This window comes from Serratia sp. CY74737 (assembly GCF_052166775.1).
GTDB classification, from domain to species: Bacteria; Pseudomonadota; Gammaproteobacteria; order Enterobacterales; family Enterobacteriaceae; genus Serratia; species Serratia ureilytica.
On record NZ_JBJNOF010000016.1, the window covers coordinates 148,545 to 165,586 of the forward strand.

A 17,042-nucleotide genomic window follows, 5' to 3' on the forward strand; every position below is an offset into this window, starting at 1 on the left:
AAAGGACATCTGACCTTTTTTGCCTTGGGCCGCCTGGGTATTTTCTCCGTACCCCCTACGAGGAGATTGCCATGCGACACATTCTGATAGACACCGATACCGCTTCCGACGATGCCGTTGCGCTGCTGATGGCGTTGCGCGAACCTGGCGTGAAAGTGGAAGCGATCACCGCGGTCGCCGGAAACTGCCCGCTAGAACACTGCGTCAAAAATGCGCTCATTTGCGTGGAAAAAGCGGGAACCTATGCCCCTCCGGTTTACGCCGGCATGGCGAAACCACTGTTTCGCACGCGCTATCACTCGCACCATATTCACGGTGAAGACGGCATGGGCGACATGGCCTTGCCGACCCCACGCTTGGCCGTAGAACCCGTTCATGCCGTGGACGCCATCATCGACTGCGCCGCACGGCTCAAGGGCGAGCTGGAAATCGTCACCCTGGGGCCGCTGACCAATCTCGCGATGGCGGTGCTGAAAGCGCCCGCGCTGGCCGAAAAAGTGAAGCGCGTGTATGTCATGGGCGGTTCCGGACTGACGCCCGGCAATATCACCCCGCTGGCCGAATTTAATTTTTACGCCGACGCCGAAGCTGCGCATCTGGTGCTCACTGCCGGGCTGCCGCTCACTCTCGTCGGCTGGGAGATCGGCATGGGGGAAGCATTTATCGACGAACGCGATATAGAACGATTGAATAACCTCGGCGAACTGGGACGCTTTGCCGTGCGCTGCAATCGCACGCTGATGGCGTTCAACGCACGGCGCAACGAACGCAAAGGGTTTGATTTGCCCGATCCGACCACCATGGCGGTGGCGCTCTATCCGGATATCGTCGAGACCAGTCTGGAGGCGTATTCATGGGTAGAATATAAAAGTGAGAGGTCTTACGGCCATTACGTCATCGATTCCACTCAGCTTACCGGCGAACCGGCCAATGCGCGCGTGATTACCCGCATTAAGCCCGGCCTGTTTAAAGAAAAACTGTTCTCGTTGTTATCTCAGCCGTTAATGAAATAAGTGACCCGCATGAAATTCGATCCAAGAAAATTGAAGAAAGTGGAATTACACGTCCATTTGGATACCTGTTTAAGCTACCACTATTTAAAAAAGGTCGACCCGCAAATAACCAGAACGGCATTTAATCGGCAATTTGTCGCGCCGAAACGATGCGCCGATCTGGGGGACTTTCTAAGCAAGATAGCGCCGCAAATAGATCTATTGCAGACAAGCCAGGCGATAGCGCTGGCCGTCGAGGACTTATTCGCGCAGTTGGCGGCGGATAATGTCATCTATGCCGAGCTGCGCTTCGCGCCGCTGCTGCATACCCGGCTGGGGTTAACCGGCAAAGCGGTGGTCGAGACGGTGCTGGCGGCCATGCATAACGCCTCGCGGGCTTACGGCATCGCCGCCGGGCTTATCCTATGCACGCTGCGGCATTTCGACGCGGCCGCCAGCCTGCAAACGGCGAAGCTGGTTATCGATTATCAGGGAAGCGGCGTGGTGGCGCTGGATTTGGCCGCCGACGAAGCGCGTTACCCGCTGGCCAATCACATAGCGGCCTTTCGGGCGGTGCGCGAAGCCGGCGGCAACGTCATCGCCCACGCCGGCGAGGCGAAGGGCGCCGACAGCGTACGGGAAACGCTGGATAGGCTGCAGGTGTCGCGCATCGGCCACGGCGTCAGGAGCATCGAGGATGCTGCGCTTATCGAGCGCTTGGTAGCCACCGGCGTCCTGCTCGAGATCTGCCCCAGCTGCAATCTCGTCTGCAATCTGTTCGACAGCATCGACAGTCACCCGATAGACCGGCTGAAAAGGATGGGAGTGCGGCTGAACGTGAATACCGATGCGCGCACCGTCGCCGATACCACGCTGAACAAGGAGTACCGGCTGTTGCATAACGCCTTCGGCTGGCAGGATGAAGATTTTAACCGCAGCAACCGACAGGCGTTGGAAGCGAGTTTTCTCGACGACGATACTAAAATTAAATTAATGAATCAGCTCAAGGCCGGGCCAATGTGACCCGGTACGTTTCAAGGCTGAGCGGGTTTTAACGCCCCTGCGCCGCCAGCGCCTGGGCGCAGGCCCAGGCCGAGCTCCAGGCCCACTGGAAGTTGTAGCCGCCCAACCACCCGGTCACGTCCACCACTTCGCCGATAAAATAGAGCCCCGGCGCCTTGTGGGCTTCCATCGTCTTGGAAGAAAGTTCGTTGGTGTCGACGCCGCCGAGCGTCACCTCCGCCGTGCGATAACCCTCGGTGCCGTTCGGCTGCACGCGCCAGTTCTGCAACAGATCCACCAGCGCCGCCTGCTGCGGCGCATTCAGCTGCTTCAGCGTCGCCTCCGGCAGTTGTCCCAGGGTCTGCAAGCATTCTACCAGCCGCTTCGGCAAGTGCAGCGCCAGGGTGTTTTTCAGGCTTTGGTTAGGGTGCTGCAGGCGCTGTTCATCAAGGAAGCCCGCCAGATCCATCTCAGGAAGTAAGTTAATGCTCACATACTCACCCGGTTGCCAGTAGCTGGACAGCTGCAATACCGCCGGGCCGGACAGGCCGCGATGGGTGAACAGGATGCTTTCACGGAAGCTGACGCCGTTCTCGGCGGTGATCACCGCCGGCACCGACACGCCGGACAGCGTTTGCACATGCTCCAGCAGCGGCTTATGCAGGGTAAACGGCACCAGCCCGGCGCGCGTCGGCAGCACCCTGAGGCCGAACTGCTCCGCCAGCTTGTAACCGAACGGCGAGGCGCCCAGCCCCGGCATGGATAATCCGCCGCTGGCCACCACAAGTGAGCGAGCACTTACTTTTTCGCCATTCAGCGCCAGCGCGTAGCCGTTCTCAGTTTTCTCCACGCCCAGCACTTCGCTGCGCAGGCGCATCGTCACCTGGCCCAGCTCGCACTCTTTGACCAGCAGATCCACCACCTGCTGCGCCGAATCGTCGCAGAACAGCTGCCCCAGCGTTTTTTCATGGTAGGCGATGCCGTAACGGTTGATCAGATCGATGAAGTCCCACTGGGTGTAGCGCGCCAGCGCCGACTTGCAAAAATGCGGGTTGTTCGACAGATAGGCCGCCGGTTCGGCGTACATGTTGGTGAAGTTGCAGCGCCCGCCGCCGGACATCAGGATCTTGCGGCCCGGTTTTTTGCCGTTGTCGAGCAGCAACACGCGGCAACCGAGTTGCCCCGCCTGCGCGGCGCAAAACATGCCGGCGGCGCCCGCCCCAATCACTACGACATCAAACTGTTCCACCTGAGCCTCACTTATCAAAACCACAATCGCGACAAAAGAGCGCCATATTACGCCGTTTCGCCGCCGGTCACCGCCAAATTCACGGCGGCAGATTGTAAAGCCCCCGCGCCGCCAACGCCATAGTAAGAAAATATTACAGAGGTCAGAGCAGATTAACGCGTTGATATTCCATATTTTTGTTATAGACACGCCACCATTTCGTCATGTCCAAATCAAAAAAACGTCATATTTTCCTTTTCCCCGGCACCGGTTGTCACTGATAATGCGCGGCGTTCATGTCCACAAACTGGCGTAACGCTTATGCTGCATTTGTTCGCTGGCCTGGATTTCCATACCGGCCTGATGTTAATTCTCGCATTGTTGTTCGTGTTGTTTTATGAAGCCATCAACGGTTTTCATGATACGGCCAATGCGGTCGCTACAGTTATTTATACCCGCGCCATGCGCTCGCAACTTGCGGTCGTGATGGCAGGTTTGTTCAACTTTCTTGGCGTAATGCTCGGCGGTTTGAGTGTTGCTTACGCCATCGTCCACTTGTTGCCTACCGATCTGTTGTTGAACGTCAGTTCAGCACACGGATTAGCCATGGTCTTCTCCATGCTGTTGGCGGCAATCATCTGGAACCTCGGCACCTGGTATTTTGGTCTGCCGGCGTCCAGTTCCCATACGCTGATAGGCGCAATCATCGGTGTCGGTTTAACCAACGCCCTGATGACCCACACTTCGGTCGTGGATGCGCTTAACGTCCCGAAAATGATTGGCATTTTCCTTTCTCTGCTGTTCTCGCCGCTGGTCGGCATGATGGTGGCGGGAGTGATGGTGTTCGCCTTGCGCCGCTATTGGAGTGGCACCAAGAAACGCCAGCGTATCCACATGACCCCAGCGGAACGTGAAAAGGTCGACGGCAAACGCAAGCCGCCGTTCTGGACCCGTATCGCGCTGATCCTGTCGGCGATTGGCGTCAGCTTCTCGCACGGCGCCAACGACGGTCAGAAAGGCATCGGCCTTATCATGCTGGTGCTGATCGGCGTTGCCCCGGCCGGCTTCGTGGTCAATATGAATGCAACCGGTTATGACATCACCCGTACGCGTGACGCCGTGACCCACCTGCAGCAATATTACCAGCAGCACGGCGACGCGCTGTCGCATGCGGTGTCGTTGACGCCGCTGGTGCCAAGCCCGGATGACGAAGCCACGCCTGGCAAACCGGCCGAGTTCCACTGCGACAGTTCGCGCGCCATGCCGGCGATCGAGCTGGCTCAGGGCATGCTGACCAACCTGCAAAGCTACGATCAGTTGACGGTTGAGCAGCGCAGCCATTTGCGCCGCCTGCTGATGTGCGTGACCGACACGGCGGATAAAGTCGCCAAGCTGCCGGAAACCTCATCCGCCGACCAGCGCTTCCTGAAGAACCTGCGTCAGGATCTGCTGCAGACCGTCGAGTACGCGCCGATGTGGATCATCGTCGCCGTCGCGCTGGCGCTGTCGCTCGGCACCATGGTGGGCTGGAAACGCGTAGCCACCACCATCGGCGAGAAGATCGGCAAGAAAGGCATGACCTACGCCCAGGGCGTATCGGCCCAGATGACCGCGGCGCTGTCGATCGGCGTGGCGAGTTATACCGGCATGCCGGTCTCCACCACCCACGTTCTCTCTTCGGCGGTTGCCGGGACGATGATCGTGGACGGCGGCGGCGTGCAGAGCAAAACCGTGAAGAACATCCTGTTGGCCTGGGTGCTCACCCTGCCAATCTCGATTCTGCTCTCCGGTGCGCTGTATTGGGTCGCGTTGAAGCTGATCTAAGCGACAAGCATCATGAGGAAGGCGGCCGCATGGCCGCCTTTTTTTTGCCTGCATCAAGGGAAACAGAAAGGCATTAATACCAAATCATCATCGCTATCAGGCAGATGACCACCAGGCCGCACAGGGCCGAAGTCAGCATAAACTGCCCGCGCACCCGCTCGCAGCGGCGAATAAACTCCGGATCGTGGTGCTCGACATAGCGCTGCGCGAAAATATAACGTACCAGCCTCAGCTGCTTGCTGGGTTGGCCGTGGGCGGTAAAGAAGCCGCCGCCGTCGACATATTGGTACAGCAGCGGGTCACAGCCGCGCAATACCACCAGCAGCGCGCGCAGAGAAGAGTAATACCGCACCATGTTAACCACACACACCACACACAAGGCCCAAAACAGCGCGACGGTACTGATCATGATTGCCCCCTCAAGGCGTTGTTATCCGCGGCCATCCGCCGGGTCCAACCGCCCTACCTCATTACCCGATACTCTGCTGGAGCTTACCGCTCTCATCCCCTTTTTTTGCCTGCACGGGCCACGCCCATAACCCACCGCCTCCGAAGACGTTGCCGCACCGCACGATGAGATTTGCACGGCATGGTTCTACTCAGAGGAGAAATGATGAGGCCCATATCCATCATTGTAGGTTAATGAAACGCAAACTGGCCTGAGCAGTGGATAAAATTTACCGCCCTGTGCCGAAAAGTCACCTGCCGAGGCGTTATAAGTGATAACCGCCCGTTTTCGATTAGGCTGTTTTTATGGATAGTCTATCCCGCGCCACGCCGCTGATCTTTCCCCCCACGCTGGCTAGACTCAGGTTTCCGTTACGCTTATCCAAGGAAACTGTTATGGCAAACCATTCAATCAAGGGAAAAACCGTCCTGATCGCCGGCGGCGCCAAGAACCTCGGCGGGCTGATCGCGCGCGATTTGGCTGAGCAAGGCGCCAAAGCGGTGGTGATCCACTACAACAGCGCCGCCTCCAAAACCGAGGCGGAGAAAACCGTCGCCGCCATTCAGGCCGCCGGGGCGCAAGGCGTCGCGCTGCAGGCCGATCTGACCACCGCAGGCGCGGTCGAGAAGCTGTTCGCCGATGCTGTCGCCGCCGTCGGCAAGCCGGATATCGCCATCAATACCGTCGGCAAGGTGCTGAAAAAGCCGCTGATCGACATCAGCGAAGCCGAGTACGACGAGATGACCGCGGTCAACGCCAAAACCGCGTTCTTCTTCCTGAAAGAAGCGGGTAAGCACCTTAACGACAACGGCAAAATCTGCACGCTGGTCACCTCGCTACTCGGCGCCTTCACGCCGTTCTACGCCGCTTACGCCGGCACCAAAGCGCCGGTGGAGCATTTCACCCGCGCCGCCGCCAAGGAGTTCGGCGAGCGCGGCATCTCCGTGACGGCGGTCGGCCCCGGCCCGATGGATACCCCGTTCTTCTACCCGGCGGAAGGCGCGGACGCCGTGGCCTACCACAAGACGGCGGCGGCGCTGTCGCCATTCAGCCAAACCGGCCTGACCGATATCGAAGACGTGGTGCCGTTCATCCGTCATCTGGTCAGCGACGGCTGGTGGGTAACCGGCCAAACCATCCTGATCAACGGCGGCTACACCACCAAATAAACCCGGCGGGGGCACCTATCGCCCCCGCACCTGCTCGCGCGCAACCGCGCCATGCGGCTACACTCTCTATCAGAAACGGCGCCAAGGAACAGCAGGTCAACGAGATGGACAGATTCAATCAATACCGCGTATTCGTGCAGGTGGCGGAGATGGGCAGCTTTATCCGGGCGGCCCATGCGCTGGAGGTGCCGCGCGCCTCGGTGTCCGCCGCCGTTCAGCAACTGGAAACGCAGTTGGGCGTGCGCCTGCTGCACCGCACCACACGGCAAGTGCGGCTGACCGCCGACGGCGAACAGCTGCTCGAACGGCTGCGCCCGCTGCTGGCCGAGGTGGAAGATATCGATCAGTCGTTTCAGGCCAGCCAACGGCAGGCCTCCGGGCGGCTCAGCGTCGATGTGCCGAGCCGCATCGCCCGTCGGCTGATCGCGCCGGCGCTGCCCAGCCTGCTGCGGCGCCACCCTCATCTGCAGCTGGTGCTCAGCTCCGCCGATCGCGCCATCGATCTGGTGCAGGAAGGGGTCGACTGCGCGGTGCGCGTCGGCGATCTGCACGACAGCAGCCTGGTGATGCGCCCACTCGGCCATATCGCGCTGATCAACTGCGCCAGCCCCGCCTACCTGAGCGAATTCGGCCATCCTCTTCATCCCGCCGATCTCGCCGAGGGGCACTGGAGCATCGGCTACGCCTCACCCAAAACCGGCCGCGAATCCCCCTGGGAATACCTGACCGGCGACGGCCACACCCAGCGGCTCGACTTGCCCAGCCGGGTGGTGGTCAACAACGCCGAAAGCTATATCGCCTGCTGCCGCGCCGGGCTGGGATTGATGCAAATCCCGCGCTACGACGTGCAACACCTACTCGACGCCGGTGAACTGGTGGAAGTCCTGCCCGGTTACCGCGCCGCCTCCATGCCGATCGCCCTGATCTACCCCCATCGCCGCCAGCGTTCCCGCCGTTTGGCGGTGTTTCATGAGTGGTTTGAAAGCCTGCTGCAACCGCATCTGGAGCGCTGATTGCACATTTAGCGCTATACTTTGTTTAATAACGCTTATAATTCAAGCGGTCAGACCGTTAAAACCCGCATAACCCTTAGGCTTTTTCGCCGCGCGGGTGTACAACGAAAGGTATCGTGCGCAGAGATTTTCGATGCGGCGCAGTGTGATCGCCCCAACATATCATTGCGTTATCCGAATGATACTATGGAACCAAAAGCGCCAGGCGGGTACACGGAACGCCTGCTAACCCTTTTTAATCGGCATGTTTATGGAAGGAGTATTCTTATGGCTTACAAACACATATTGATCGCGGTAGACCTATCCCCGGAAAGCAAGATCCTGGTAGAAAAAGCCGTCTCTATGGCGCGGCCGTATAACGCCAAAGTTTCTCTGATCCACGTCGATGTCAACTATTCCGATCTCTATACTGGCCTTATCGACGTCAATCTCGGCGACATGCAAAAGCGCATCTCTGAAGAAACCCACCAGGCGCTGACCGAGCTGTCGCAAAACGCCGGCTACCCGATCACCGAGACCCTGAGCGGCAGCGGCGATCTGGCGCAGGTGCTGGTGGACGCCATCAAGAAATACGACATGGACCTGGTGCTGTGCGGCCACCACCAGGATTTCTGGAGCAAACTGATGTCTTCCGCTCGCCAGCTGATCAATACCGTGCACATCGATATGCTGATCGTGCCGCTGCGCGACGAAGAAGACGAATAAAGTAAGCGCTTGCTAACTTAACTGCCCAACGCCCGCGCCCTGCGGGCGTTTTTCATGCCGCCACGCCGATTAATCGCTTGATAATCAACCGCCCTCCGATGATATAGTCGCTAAAGACACAACATCCTCCCCCGAGCATCACCTATACCCAAATCTATAAGAAATAGCGGGGGAAAATTTAATGCTAAAAGGAGTTATCCATGGAATATGCCGTATCGGTAGAGTCTTTCCTGTCCTCGTTACAACGCCATAACCCCCACCAGCCGGAATATCTGCAGGCCGTGCGCGAAGTGTTCACCTCGCTGTGGCCATTTATCGAGCGCAACCCGCGCTATCGCGAACAGGCGCTGCTGGAGCGCCTGGTGGAGCCCGAGCGCATCATTCAGTTCCGCGTCAGCTGGGTGGACGATCGCGGCCAGGTGCAGGTCAATCGCGCCTTTCGCGTCCAGTTCAACTCGGCCATCGGCCCCTACAAGGGCGGCATGCGCTTCCACCCGTCGGTGAACCTGTCGATCCTGAAGTTCCTCGGCTTTGAGCAGACCTTCAAGAATGCGCTGACCACCCTGCCGATGGGCGGCGGCAAAGGCGGCTCCGATTTCGATCCGAAGGGCAAAAGCCAGGGCGAGATCATGCGTTTCTGCCAGGCGCTGATGACCGAACTGTATCGCCACTTGGGCCCGGACACCGACGTGCCGGCCGGCGACATCGGCGTCGGCGGCCGTGAAGTCGGCTTTATGGCTGGCATGATGAAGAAACTGTCCAACAACACCGCCTGCGTGTTTACCGGCAAAGGGCTCTCCTTCGGCGGCAGCCTGATCCGCCCCGAGGCGACCGGCTACGGCCTGGTGTACTTTACCGACGCCATGCTGCAGCGCCACGGCCTGGGCTTTGAGGGCATGCGGGTGGCGGTGTCCGGCTCCGGCAACGTGGCGCAGTACACCATCGAGAAAGCGTTGGAGCTGGACGCGCGCGTGATCACCGTGTCGGATTCCGGCGGCACTCTGGTGGACGAAGACGGCTTCACCACCGAGAAGCTGGCGCACCTGGCGGAGATCAAAAACCAGCGCTACGGCCGGGTGGCGGACTACGCCCGCGAACGTGGCCTGACCTACCTGGCGGGCCAGCAGCCGTGGAGCGTGCCGGTGGATATCGCCCTGCCGTGCGCCACCCAGAACGAACTGGATCTCGAGGCGGCGCAGACGTTGATCCGCAACGGGGTGAAAGCGGTGGCAGAAGGCGCCAACATGCCGACCACCATCCAGGCCACCGACGCCTTCCTCGACGCCGGGGTGCTGTTCGCGCCCGGCAAGGCGGCCAACGCCGGCGGCGTGGCCACCTCGGGGCTGGAGATGGCGCAAAACGCCGCGCGCATCGGCTGGCGGGCGGAAAAAGTGGATGTACGTTTACAACATATCATGGCGGATATTCATCATGCCTGCGTGGAATACGGCGGCGAGGGCAAGCAAACCCACTATGTACACGGCGCGAATATCGCCGGTTTCGTTAAGGTTGCGGAGGCGATGCTGGCCCAGGGCGTGCTGTAATCGGGCGCAAAGGTGATCTTGTTCACACATCGATTAAATGCTTCAATGCCGGCCTCTGCGCCGGCATTTTTTTCCGCGTCCAAGTCATCAAAATGATGCAAAAACGTTAATTAAAAGTTAATAAAAAGTTATTTATGGCTGTTTAATTGGTAGTAAATTTACCACCGCCAAATAATTAAACATTTATTTAACACTAAATACGCCAGTATTTTACTTAAATGTGCGCAGATCACATTTCATTAACTTCGGCTACGCTCCCTCTTCCATTCCTTTGTAATCTGCAGCGGTGGAAAAACCGCCACCCCTACAGATAAAAAAAGGTACAGCTAATGAAATTTAACCTCGCATTATTAAATGCATGTGTGGTTTCTGCGTGCATGTTATCGACAACACCTGTGTTCGCCGCTGATAAATATGAGATTGCCGTGGTCGCCAAAGTGACCGGCATTCCGTGGTTCAACCGCATGGAAGTGGGCGTCAACGAAGCGGCGAAAAAACTCGACGTCAACGCTTACCAGACCGGCCCTTCTACGCCGGACCCGGCCGCGCAGGTCAAGGTGATTGAGGATCTGATCGCCAAGAACGTCAACGCCATCATCGTGGTGCCGAACGACGCCAAGGTGCTGGAGCCGGTGCTGAAAAAAGCGCGCGACAAAGGCATCGTGGTGCTGACCCATGAATCCCCGGACCAGCAGATCGGCCAGTGGGACATCGAAACCATCGACAGCGAGAAATACGCGCAGGCCAACGTCGATGAGCTGGCGAAAGACATGGGCGGCAAAGGCGGCTACGCGATCTACGTCGGCTCGCTGACTGTGCCGCTGCACAACGCCTGGGCCGATTCCGCCATCAAATACCAGAAAGAAAAATACCCGGACATGTTTGAAGTCACCTCGCGCTTGCCGGTGGCGGAAAGCATCGACAAATCCTACGCCACCACGCTGGATCTGATGAAAACCTATCCGCAGATGAAGGGCATCATCGGCTTCGGTTCGCTCGGCCCAATCGGCGCCGGCCAGGCGGTGGCCAAGAAACGCGCCAAGGACAAAATCGCGGTGGTGGGCATCGCCATGCCGGCGCAGGCCGCTCCTTACCTGATGCGCGGCGACATCAAGAAAGCGCTGCTGTGGGATCCGAAAGACGCCGGTTATGCGCTGGTGACGGTGGCCGACCAGCTGCTGCAGGGCAAAGAAGTGAATAAGGACCTGTCGATCGAGGGCCTCGGCAAAGCCGACGTCGATATGGAACACAAAGTGATTCGGTTTAATAAGATTTTGGAAGTGACCAAAGACAACGCCCAATCGCTCGGATTCTGATTTTTCGCGTAATTTCGCCACACCGGGAAAGTAGTTAAACCCTCGTAGGGGCGCAGCGTTGCTGCGCCCAGGGCTTCGGCCGCTACGCAAGCACAGGTTAACGTTATGACAGCCTCCCCCGCATTTATCACCCTGGAGAATATCAGCAAGCGATTCCCAGGCGTGCTGGCATTAGACCAGATCAACCTGACGCTGAATAAAGGCGAAGTGCACTGCCTGGCCGGACAAAACGGCTGCGGCAAAAGCACCATCATTAAAATCATCTCCGGCGTCTATCAGCCGGAAAAAGGCGCCAATATTTCGCTGGAAGGCAAACTCTTCCACGCCCTGACGCCGCAGCTGTCCGGTTATTACGGCATACAGGTGATCTACCAGGACCTGTCGCTGTTCCCTAACCTGACGGTGGCGGAAAACATCGCCATCCACCGTTACCTGCCCGGCGGCCACTTCTGGGTGCGCAAGCGTGTGATGCGCCAGACGGCGCTGGACGCCATGGCGCGGGTCGGCGTACACATCGATCCCGATAAAAAAGTGGAAAAACTGTCGATCGCCGATCGGCAGCTGGTGGCGATTTGCCGCGCCATCGCCGCCGAAGCGCGGTTGGTTATCATGGACGAACCGACCGCCTCGCTGACCCGCCAGGAAGTCGACGGCCTGCTGCGGGTGGTCAACGAGCTGAAGGCGGCCGGCATCTGCGTGGTGTTCGTCAGCCACCGATTGGATGAAGTGATGGAAGTCGCCGATCGCATCAGCGTGATGCGCGACGGCAAGCTGGTGGGCACCTGGCCGGCCAGCGAACTGGACAGCCATGAACTGGCGTTCCTGATGACCGGCCAACGCTTCCATTACAGCCCGCTGCCCCCGCTGCCGCCGGCCGAACAGGCGCCGCTGCTCGAGGTGCGCAACCTCAGCCGCGGCGAAAAATACCGCAACGTCAATCTGGCGCTGCGCGGCGGCGAGATCGTCTCGATCGTCGGCCTGCTCGGCGCCGGCCGCACCGAACTGTGCCTCAGCCTGTTCGGCATGACGCGGCCGGACAGCGGCGAGATCCGCATCGAGGGCCGGGCGGTGCAGCTGCACAACAACCGCGAAGCGGTGCGCCACGGCATCGGCTATGTGTCGGAGGATCGTCTGACGCAGGGATTGATCATGGAGCAATCGATCTACGACAACACCATCGTCACCGTCTTCGATCGGCTGCATACCTCGCTCGGGCTGCTGGATCACGCCAAGGCGACCGAGCTGGTTAACCGGCTGATCCGCGATTTGAACATCAAGGTGTCCGACAGCGCATTGCCGGTGAAAACCCTGTCCGGCGGCAACGCCCAGCGCATCGCCATCGCCAAATGGGTCGCGACCCAGCCGAAGATCCTGATCCTCGACTCGCCCACCGTCGGCGTGGACATCGCCAACAAAGAGGGGATCTATCAGATCGCCCGCGATCTGGCGCAGCTGGGCATGGCGGTGCTGATGATCTGCGACGAGATCCCGGAAGCCTATTACAACAGCCATCGGGTGATGGTGATGCGCAAAGGCGAGCTGATCGCCGAGTTCGCGCCGCACCAGAGTACCGAACAACAGATCGCCGAGGTGGTGAATGGATAAGTCATTATTGGCCCGCCTGGCCGGGCGGCACGAGTTTTATCTCGGCCTGCTGGTGCTGCTGCTGGCGATCGGCCTGAGCGCCGGCACCGATGAGTTTCTGACGCTCGGCAACCTGACCGACGTCGCCACCAGCTACGCCATTCTCGGCATCCTGGCCTGCGGGCTGTTCGTGGTGCTGATCGCCGGCGGCATCGACATATCGTTCCCGGCGGTCACCGCCATCGCGCAGTATGTGATGGCCAGCTGGGTGATCCAGCACGGCGGCAGCTTCCCGCTGGCGTTCGCCCTGGCGATTGGCGTCGGCCTGCTGCTCGGGCTGGTGAACGGTTTCCTGGTGTACTGGCTGAAGGTGCCGGCGATCATCATCACCATCGCCACCCTTAACCTGTTCTACGGCCTGCTGGTGTACGCCACCAACGGCACCTGGCTGTACGGCTTCCCGGACTGGTTCATGAACGGCATCAACTGGTTCTCGTTCCAGGGCGCCGACGGTTACGACTACGGCCTGACGCTGCCGCTGCTGTGCCTGCTGGCGACCATCGTCGTCACCGGCGTGCTGATGAACCGCACCCGGCTGGGGCGCCAGATCTACGCCATGGGCGGCAACCGCGACGCGGCGTCGCGCCTGGGGTTGAACCTGCTGCGGCTGCACTTCTGCGTCTACGGCTATATGGGCATTCTGGCCGGCGTCGCGGCGGTGGTGCAGGCGCAGATCACCCAGTCGGTGGCGCCCAACTCGCTGCTCGGCTTCGAGCTGACGGTATTGGCGGCGGTGGTGCTGGGCGGCACCAGCATGAGCGGCGGCCGCGGATCGTTGACCGGCACCCTGCTCGGCGTGGTGCTGCTGGCCTTCCTGCAAAACGGGCTGACGCTGCTCAGCGTCTCGGCCTATTGGCACCAGGTGTTCAGCGGCGCGATCATTTTGATCAGCATCAGCACCACCGCCTGGAACGAAAAACGCAAGCTGCTCAAGGAGATCTGACATGACGCAGTTAACTCGGTTGATCCCAAACGATCGGATCATTCGCCTGCAGGGCGCGATCATCATCGCGGTGGCGCTGCTGTTCGCCGGGCTGCTCGGATCGCGCTTCTTCAGCCTCGGCAACTTCCAGTCGATCGCCTCGCAGCTGCCGATCCTCGGCCTGCTGGCGCTCGGCATGGGCATCACCATGCTAACCGGCGGCATCAACCTGTCGATCATCGCCGGCGCCAACGCCTGTTCTCTGGTGATGGCGGCGATCATCGTCAGCCATCCCGACCAGCCGCTGTTCCTGGCGCTGGCGCTGTTGGCCGGCCTGCTGGTGGCGGTGGCGATCGGCGCGCTCAACGGCGCGCTGGTAGCCTGGATAGGCGTCTCGCCCATCCTCGCCTCGCTCGGCACCATGACCCTGATCACCGGCCTGAATATTCTGCTGTCCAACGGCGCAGTGATCTCCGGCTTCCCGGCGGCGATTCAATTTCTCGGCAACGGCGCCGTGCTCGGCGTGCCGGTGGCGCTGATCCTGTTCCTGCTGGTGGCGGTGGGTCTGTGGCTGCTGCTGGAGCACACCACGCTGGGGCGCAGCCTGTACCTGATCGGCTCCAACGAGCAGGCCACCCGCTTCAGCGGCGTGAACACCGCGCGGGTGCAGATCGCAGTGTATATCCTGTCGGCGCTGCTCGGCTGGGGCGCCGCGCTGCTGATGATGGCCAAGTTCAACTCGGCCAAGGCCGGCTACGGCGAATCTTATCTGCTGGTGACCATTCTGGCCTCGGTGCTGGGCGGCATTAACCCGGACGGCGGCTTCGGCCGCATTCTGGGGCTGGTGCTGGCGCTGATCGTGCTGCAAATGTTGGAAAGCGGCCTCAATTTGCTGGGGGTCAGCAGCTACCTGACCATGGCCCTGTGGGGCGGCGTGCTGATCCTGTTTATCGCGTTACAGAATCGAAAAGCCTGAGGAGAAAATAATGGCGAGCTATTTTATTGGCGTAGATGTGGGCACCGGAAGCGCGCGCGCAGGCGTATTCGATCTCAATGGCCGCATGGTCGGCCAGGCCAGCCGGGCCATCGATCTGTACCGGCCGAAGGCGGATTTCGTCGAGCAGTCGTCGGATAACATCTGGCAGGCGGTGTGCAATGCGGTGCGCGACGCGGTCAACCAGGCCGACATCAACCCGATCCAGGTCAAAGGGCTGGGCTTCGACGCCACCTGTTCGCTGGTGGTGCTGGATAAAGAAGGCAAACCGCTGACCGTCAGCCCCTCCGGCCGCACCGAGCAGAACATCATCGTGTGGATGGATCACCGGGCGATCGCCCAGGCCGAGCGCATCAACGCCACCAAACACCGGGTGCTGGACTTCGTTGGCGGCATCATTTCGCCGGAGATGCAGACGCCGAAACTGCTGTGGCTGAAGCAACACATGCCCACCACCTGGGCCAACGCCGGTTACCTGTTCGATCTGCCGGACTTCCTCACCTGGCGCGCCACCCAGGACGCCACCCGCTCGCTGTGCTCGACGGTGTGCAAATGGACCTATCTCGGCCATGAGCAGCGTTGGGACAAGAGCTACTTCCAGCAGATCGGGCTGGAAGACGTGCTGGAACACGACGCCGCCAAGATCGGCAGCGACGTTAAAATGATGGGCGAGCCGCTGGGCCACGGCCTGACTCAGCGCGCCGCCAGCGAGATGGGGCTGATCGCCGGCACGGCGGTGAGCGTGTCAATCATCGACGCCCACGCCGGCACCCTCGGCACGCTGGGCGCCACCGGCGTCTCCGGCGAGGTGGCCGACTTCAACCGCCGCGTCGCGCTGATCGGCGGCACCTCCACCGGCCATATGGCGATGTCGCGCACCGCGCGCTTTATCGGCGGCGTCTGGGGGCCGTATTACTCGGCGATCCTGCCGGAATACTGGTTGAACGAAGGCGGCCAGTCCGCCACCGGCGCGCTGATCGACCACGTCATCCAGTCGCACCCGTGCTATCAGGATCTGCTGGCGCAGGCGAAAACTCAGGGCCAGACCATCTATGAGGTGCTGAACGCCATTCTGCGCCGCATGGCCGGCGAGCCGGAGAACATCGCCTTCCTGACGCAGGACATTCACATGTTGCCGTACTTCCACGGCAACCGCTCGCCGCGCGCCAACCCGACGCTGACCGGCATCCTGACCGGGCTGAAGCTGTCGCGCACGCCGGAGGACATGGCGCTGCACTACCTGGCCACCATTCAGGCCATCGCGCTCGGCACCCGCCACATCATCGAAACCATGAACCACAGCGGCTACAGTATCGACACTATCATGGCCAGCGGCGGCGGCACCAAGAACCCGATCTTCGTGCAGGAGCACGCCAACGCCACCGGTTGCGCCATGCTGCTGCCGGAGGAGAGCGAAGCGATGCTGCTGGGCGGCGCGATGATGGGCACCGTGGCGGCCGGCGTGTTCGACACCTTGCCGGAGGCGATGAGCGCCATGAGCCGCATCGGCAAGACGGTGACGCCGCAGACCAACCAGATAAAAAGCTACTACGATCGCAAATACCGGGTGTTCCACGAGCTGTACAACGACCACATGAAATACCGCCGGTTGATGCAGGAGGAGGCGTGATGCAGCAAGAGTGGCGGCAGGCCGTGCAGGGCTGGCAAACCTACAGCCAGGAGTTGGCGCAGCTGAGCGAGCGCCTCGACGCGCGCACCTGGCAACGGCTGCTGGCGCTGCTGGCCGACTGCCGCGGTAAAATCGCCGTCACCGGCGTCGGCACCTCGGGGATTGCGGCGCGCAAGATAGCCCATATGCTGGCCTGCGTGGAGCGGCCGGCGGTCTACCTCGACGCCACCGGCGCGGCGCACGGCGATCTGGGTTTTCTGCGCGCCGACGATCTGCTAATCCTGATCTCGCGCGGCGGCAATTCCGACGAGCTGACCCGCCTGCTGCCGACGCTGCAGGCCAAGGGGGTGACGCTGATCGCGGTGACGGAAAACCCGCATTCCGCCATCGCGCAGGCGGCGCAGCTGACGATCGCCACCGGGGTGCAAAAGGAGATAGATCCGCTGAACATGCTGGCCACCACCTCAATTGTGCTGGTGTTGGCGATCTTCGACGCCGCCTGCGCCTGCCTGATGACGCGCAGCGGTTACGATAAGGACACCTTGCTGGCGGTGCATCCGGGCGGCGGCGTGGGGAAAAGTTTGCGGGAGGAAAACTGAGGGCCCGACACC

General features: G+C 60.6%; 15 protein-coding genes. 13 read left to right on the plus strand and 2 right to left on the minus strand.

From position 1 onward, the window contains the following. Window positions 1–71: 71 nt before the first annotated feature. Complete coding sequence (locus tag ACJ8PE_RS21370; protein ID WP_197793239.1) at window positions 72–1,013, plus strand: nucleoside hydrolase; 942 nt, start codon at window positions 72–74, stop codon at window positions 1,011–1,013. Between the two features lie 9 nt (window positions 1,014–1,022). After that, window positions 1,023–2,015: an adenosine deaminase gene (gene add / locus ACJ8PE_RS21375; protein ID WP_197760692.1), complete on the plus strand. Its 993-nt coding sequence runs from the start codon at window positions 1,023–1,025 to the stop codon at window positions 2,013–2,015. Window positions 2,016–2,043: 28 nt separating this feature from the next. On the opposite strand, the gene ACJ8PE_RS21380 is transcribed toward add, so the two are convergent. After that, a complete protein-coding gene (locus ACJ8PE_RS21380; RefSeq protein WP_197793238.1) occupies window positions 2,044–3,243 on the minus strand; it encodes an NAD(P)/FAD-dependent oxidoreductase in 1,200 nt (399 codons plus the stop codon). A 300-nt stretch (window positions 3,244–3,543) separates the two neighbouring features. Between ACJ8PE_RS21380 and pitA the strand changes: the two genes are divergently transcribed. Further along, window positions 3,544–5,046 (plus strand): inorganic phosphate transporter PitA, encoded by a 1,503-nt coding sequence (pitA, locus tag ACJ8PE_RS21385; protein WP_033645348.1) that lies wholly within the window; start codon window positions 3,544–3,546, stop codon window positions 5,044–5,046. 73 nt (window positions 5,047–5,119) lie between these two features. Here the strand turns inward: pitA and uspB are convergent, their stop codons facing one another. Beyond that, the gene (gene uspB / locus ACJ8PE_RS21390; protein ID WP_004930978.1) at window positions 5,120–5,455 is read right to left on the minus strand and encodes a universal stress protein UspB; all 336 of its coding nucleotides are present in this window, start codon (window positions 5,453–5,455) and stop codon (window positions 5,120–5,122) included. A gap of 434 nt (window positions 5,456–5,889) precedes the next feature. Between uspB and ACJ8PE_RS21395 the strand changes: the two genes are divergently transcribed. From ACJ8PE_RS21395 to ACJ8PE_RS21440, 10 genes are all read left to right on the plus strand, one after another. Continuing rightward, window positions 5,890–6,663, plus strand: coding sequence for an SDR family oxidoreductase (locus tag ACJ8PE_RS21395; RefSeq protein WP_033651782.1), 774 nt, complete (start codon window positions 5,890–5,892; stop codon window positions 6,661–6,663). A 104-nt stretch (window positions 6,664–6,767) separates the two neighbouring features. Next, window positions 6,768–7,676, plus strand: coding sequence for a LysR family transcriptional regulator (locus ACJ8PE_RS21400; protein ID WP_197793237.1), 909 nt, complete (start codon window positions 6,768–6,770; stop codon window positions 7,674–7,676). Between the two features lie 267 nt (window positions 7,677–7,943). After that, entirely contained in the window at window positions 7,944–8,381 is a 438-nt protein-coding gene (uspA, locus tag ACJ8PE_RS21405) for a universal stress protein UspA (RefSeq protein ID WP_004930988.1), read from the plus strand. Window positions 8,382–8,581: 200 nt separating this feature from the next. Continuing rightward, a complete protein-coding gene (gene gdhA, locus ACJ8PE_RS21410) occupies window positions 8,582–9,925 on the plus strand; it encodes an NADP-specific glutamate dehydrogenase (protein ID WP_016930438.1) in 1,344 nt (447 codons plus the stop codon). Window positions 9,926–10,254: 329 nt separating this feature from the next. Further along, complete coding sequence (locus tag ACJ8PE_RS21415; protein ID WP_033636379.1) at window positions 10,255–11,241, plus strand: autoinducer 2 ABC transporter substrate-binding protein; 987 nt, start codon at window positions 10,255–10,257, stop codon at window positions 11,239–11,241. A gap of 105 nt (window positions 11,242–11,346) precedes the next feature. Continuing rightward, window positions 11,347–12,846 (plus strand): sugar ABC transporter ATP-binding protein, encoded by a 1,500-nt coding sequence (locus tag ACJ8PE_RS21420; protein ID WP_028128101.1) that lies wholly within the window; start codon window positions 11,347–11,349, stop codon window positions 12,844–12,846. Next, window positions 12,839–13,828: an ABC transporter permease gene (locus ACJ8PE_RS21425; RefSeq protein ID WP_015379367.1), complete on the plus strand. Its 990-nt coding sequence runs from the start codon at window positions 12,839–12,841 to the stop codon at window positions 13,826–13,828. The genes ACJ8PE_RS21420 and ACJ8PE_RS21425 overlap by 8 nt, the downstream gene beginning before the upstream one ends. Before the next feature lies 1 nt (window position 13,829). After that, entirely contained in the window at window positions 13,830–14,783 is a 954-nt protein-coding gene (locus tag ACJ8PE_RS21430; protein WP_016930441.1) for an ABC transporter permease, read from the plus strand. A 10-nt stretch (window positions 14,784–14,793) separates the two neighbouring features. Then, the gene (locus tag ACJ8PE_RS21435; RefSeq protein ID WP_042785537.1) at window positions 14,794–16,431 is read left to right on the plus strand and encodes an FGGY-family carbohydrate kinase; all 1,638 of its coding nucleotides are present in this window, start codon (window positions 14,794–14,796) and stop codon (window positions 16,429–16,431) included. Further along, on the plus strand, window positions 16,431–17,030 hold the full coding sequence (locus ACJ8PE_RS21440) for a KpsF/GutQ family sugar-phosphate isomerase (protein WP_099784602.1): 600 nt from the start codon (window positions 16,431–16,433) through the stop codon (window positions 17,028–17,030). Before ACJ8PE_RS21435 ends, ACJ8PE_RS21440 begins: the two co-directional genes overlap by 1 nt. Window positions 17,031–17,042 lie beyond the last annotated feature (12 nt).

Bases quoted from the DNA above. Each gene is read 5' to 3' on its own strand.
- ACJ8PE_RS21370 (WP_197793239.1), top strand. From the start codon at position 72: ATGCGACACATTCTGATAGACACCGATACCGCTTCCGACGATGCCGTT.
- ACJ8PE_RS21395 (WP_033651782.1), top strand. From the start codon at position 5,890: ATGGCAAACCATTCAATCAAGGGAAAAACCGTCCTGATCGCCGGCGGC.
- ACJ8PE_RS21420 (WP_028128101.1), top strand. From the start codon at position 11,347: ATGACAGCCTCCCCCGCATTTATCACCCTGGAGAATATCAGCAAGCGA.
- add (WP_197760692.1), top strand. From the start codon at position 1,023: ATGAAATTCGATCCAAGAAAATTGAAGAAAGTGGAATTACACGTCCAT.
- ACJ8PE_RS21435 (WP_042785537.1), top strand. From the start codon at position 14,794: ATGGCGAGCTATTTTATTGGCGTAGATGTGGGCACCGGAAGCGCGCGC.
- ACJ8PE_RS21440 (WP_099784602.1), top strand. From the start codon at position 16,431: ATGCAGCAAGAGTGGCGGCAGGCCGTGCAGGGCTGGCAAACCTACAGC.
- ACJ8PE_RS21400 (WP_197793237.1), top strand. From the start codon at position 6,768: ATGGACAGATTCAATCAATACCGCGTATTCGTGCAGGTGGCGGAGATG.
- ACJ8PE_RS21425 (WP_015379367.1), top strand. From the start codon at position 12,839: ATGGATAAGTCATTATTGGCCCGCCTGGCCGGGCGGCACGAGTTTTAT.
- pitA (WP_033645348.1), top strand. From the start codon at position 3,544: ATGCTGCATTTGTTCGCTGGCCTGGATTTCCATACCGGCCTGATGTTA.
- uspB (WP_004930978.1), bottom strand. From the start codon at position 5,455: ATGATCAGTACCGTCGCGCTGTTTTGGGCCTTGTGTGTGGTGTGTGTG.
- gdhA (WP_016930438.1), top strand. From the start codon at position 8,582: ATGGAATATGCCGTATCGGTAGAGTCTTTCCTGTCCTCGTTACAACGC.
- ACJ8PE_RS21415 (WP_033636379.1), top strand. From the start codon at position 10,255: ATGAAATTTAACCTCGCATTATTAAATGCATGTGTGGTTTCTGCGTGC.
- ACJ8PE_RS21430 (WP_016930441.1), top strand. From the start codon at position 13,830: ATGACGCAGTTAACTCGGTTGATCCCAAACGATCGGATCATTCGCCTG.
- uspA (WP_004930988.1), top strand. From the start codon at position 7,944: ATGGCTTACAAACACATATTGATCGCGGTAGACCTATCCCCGGAAAGC.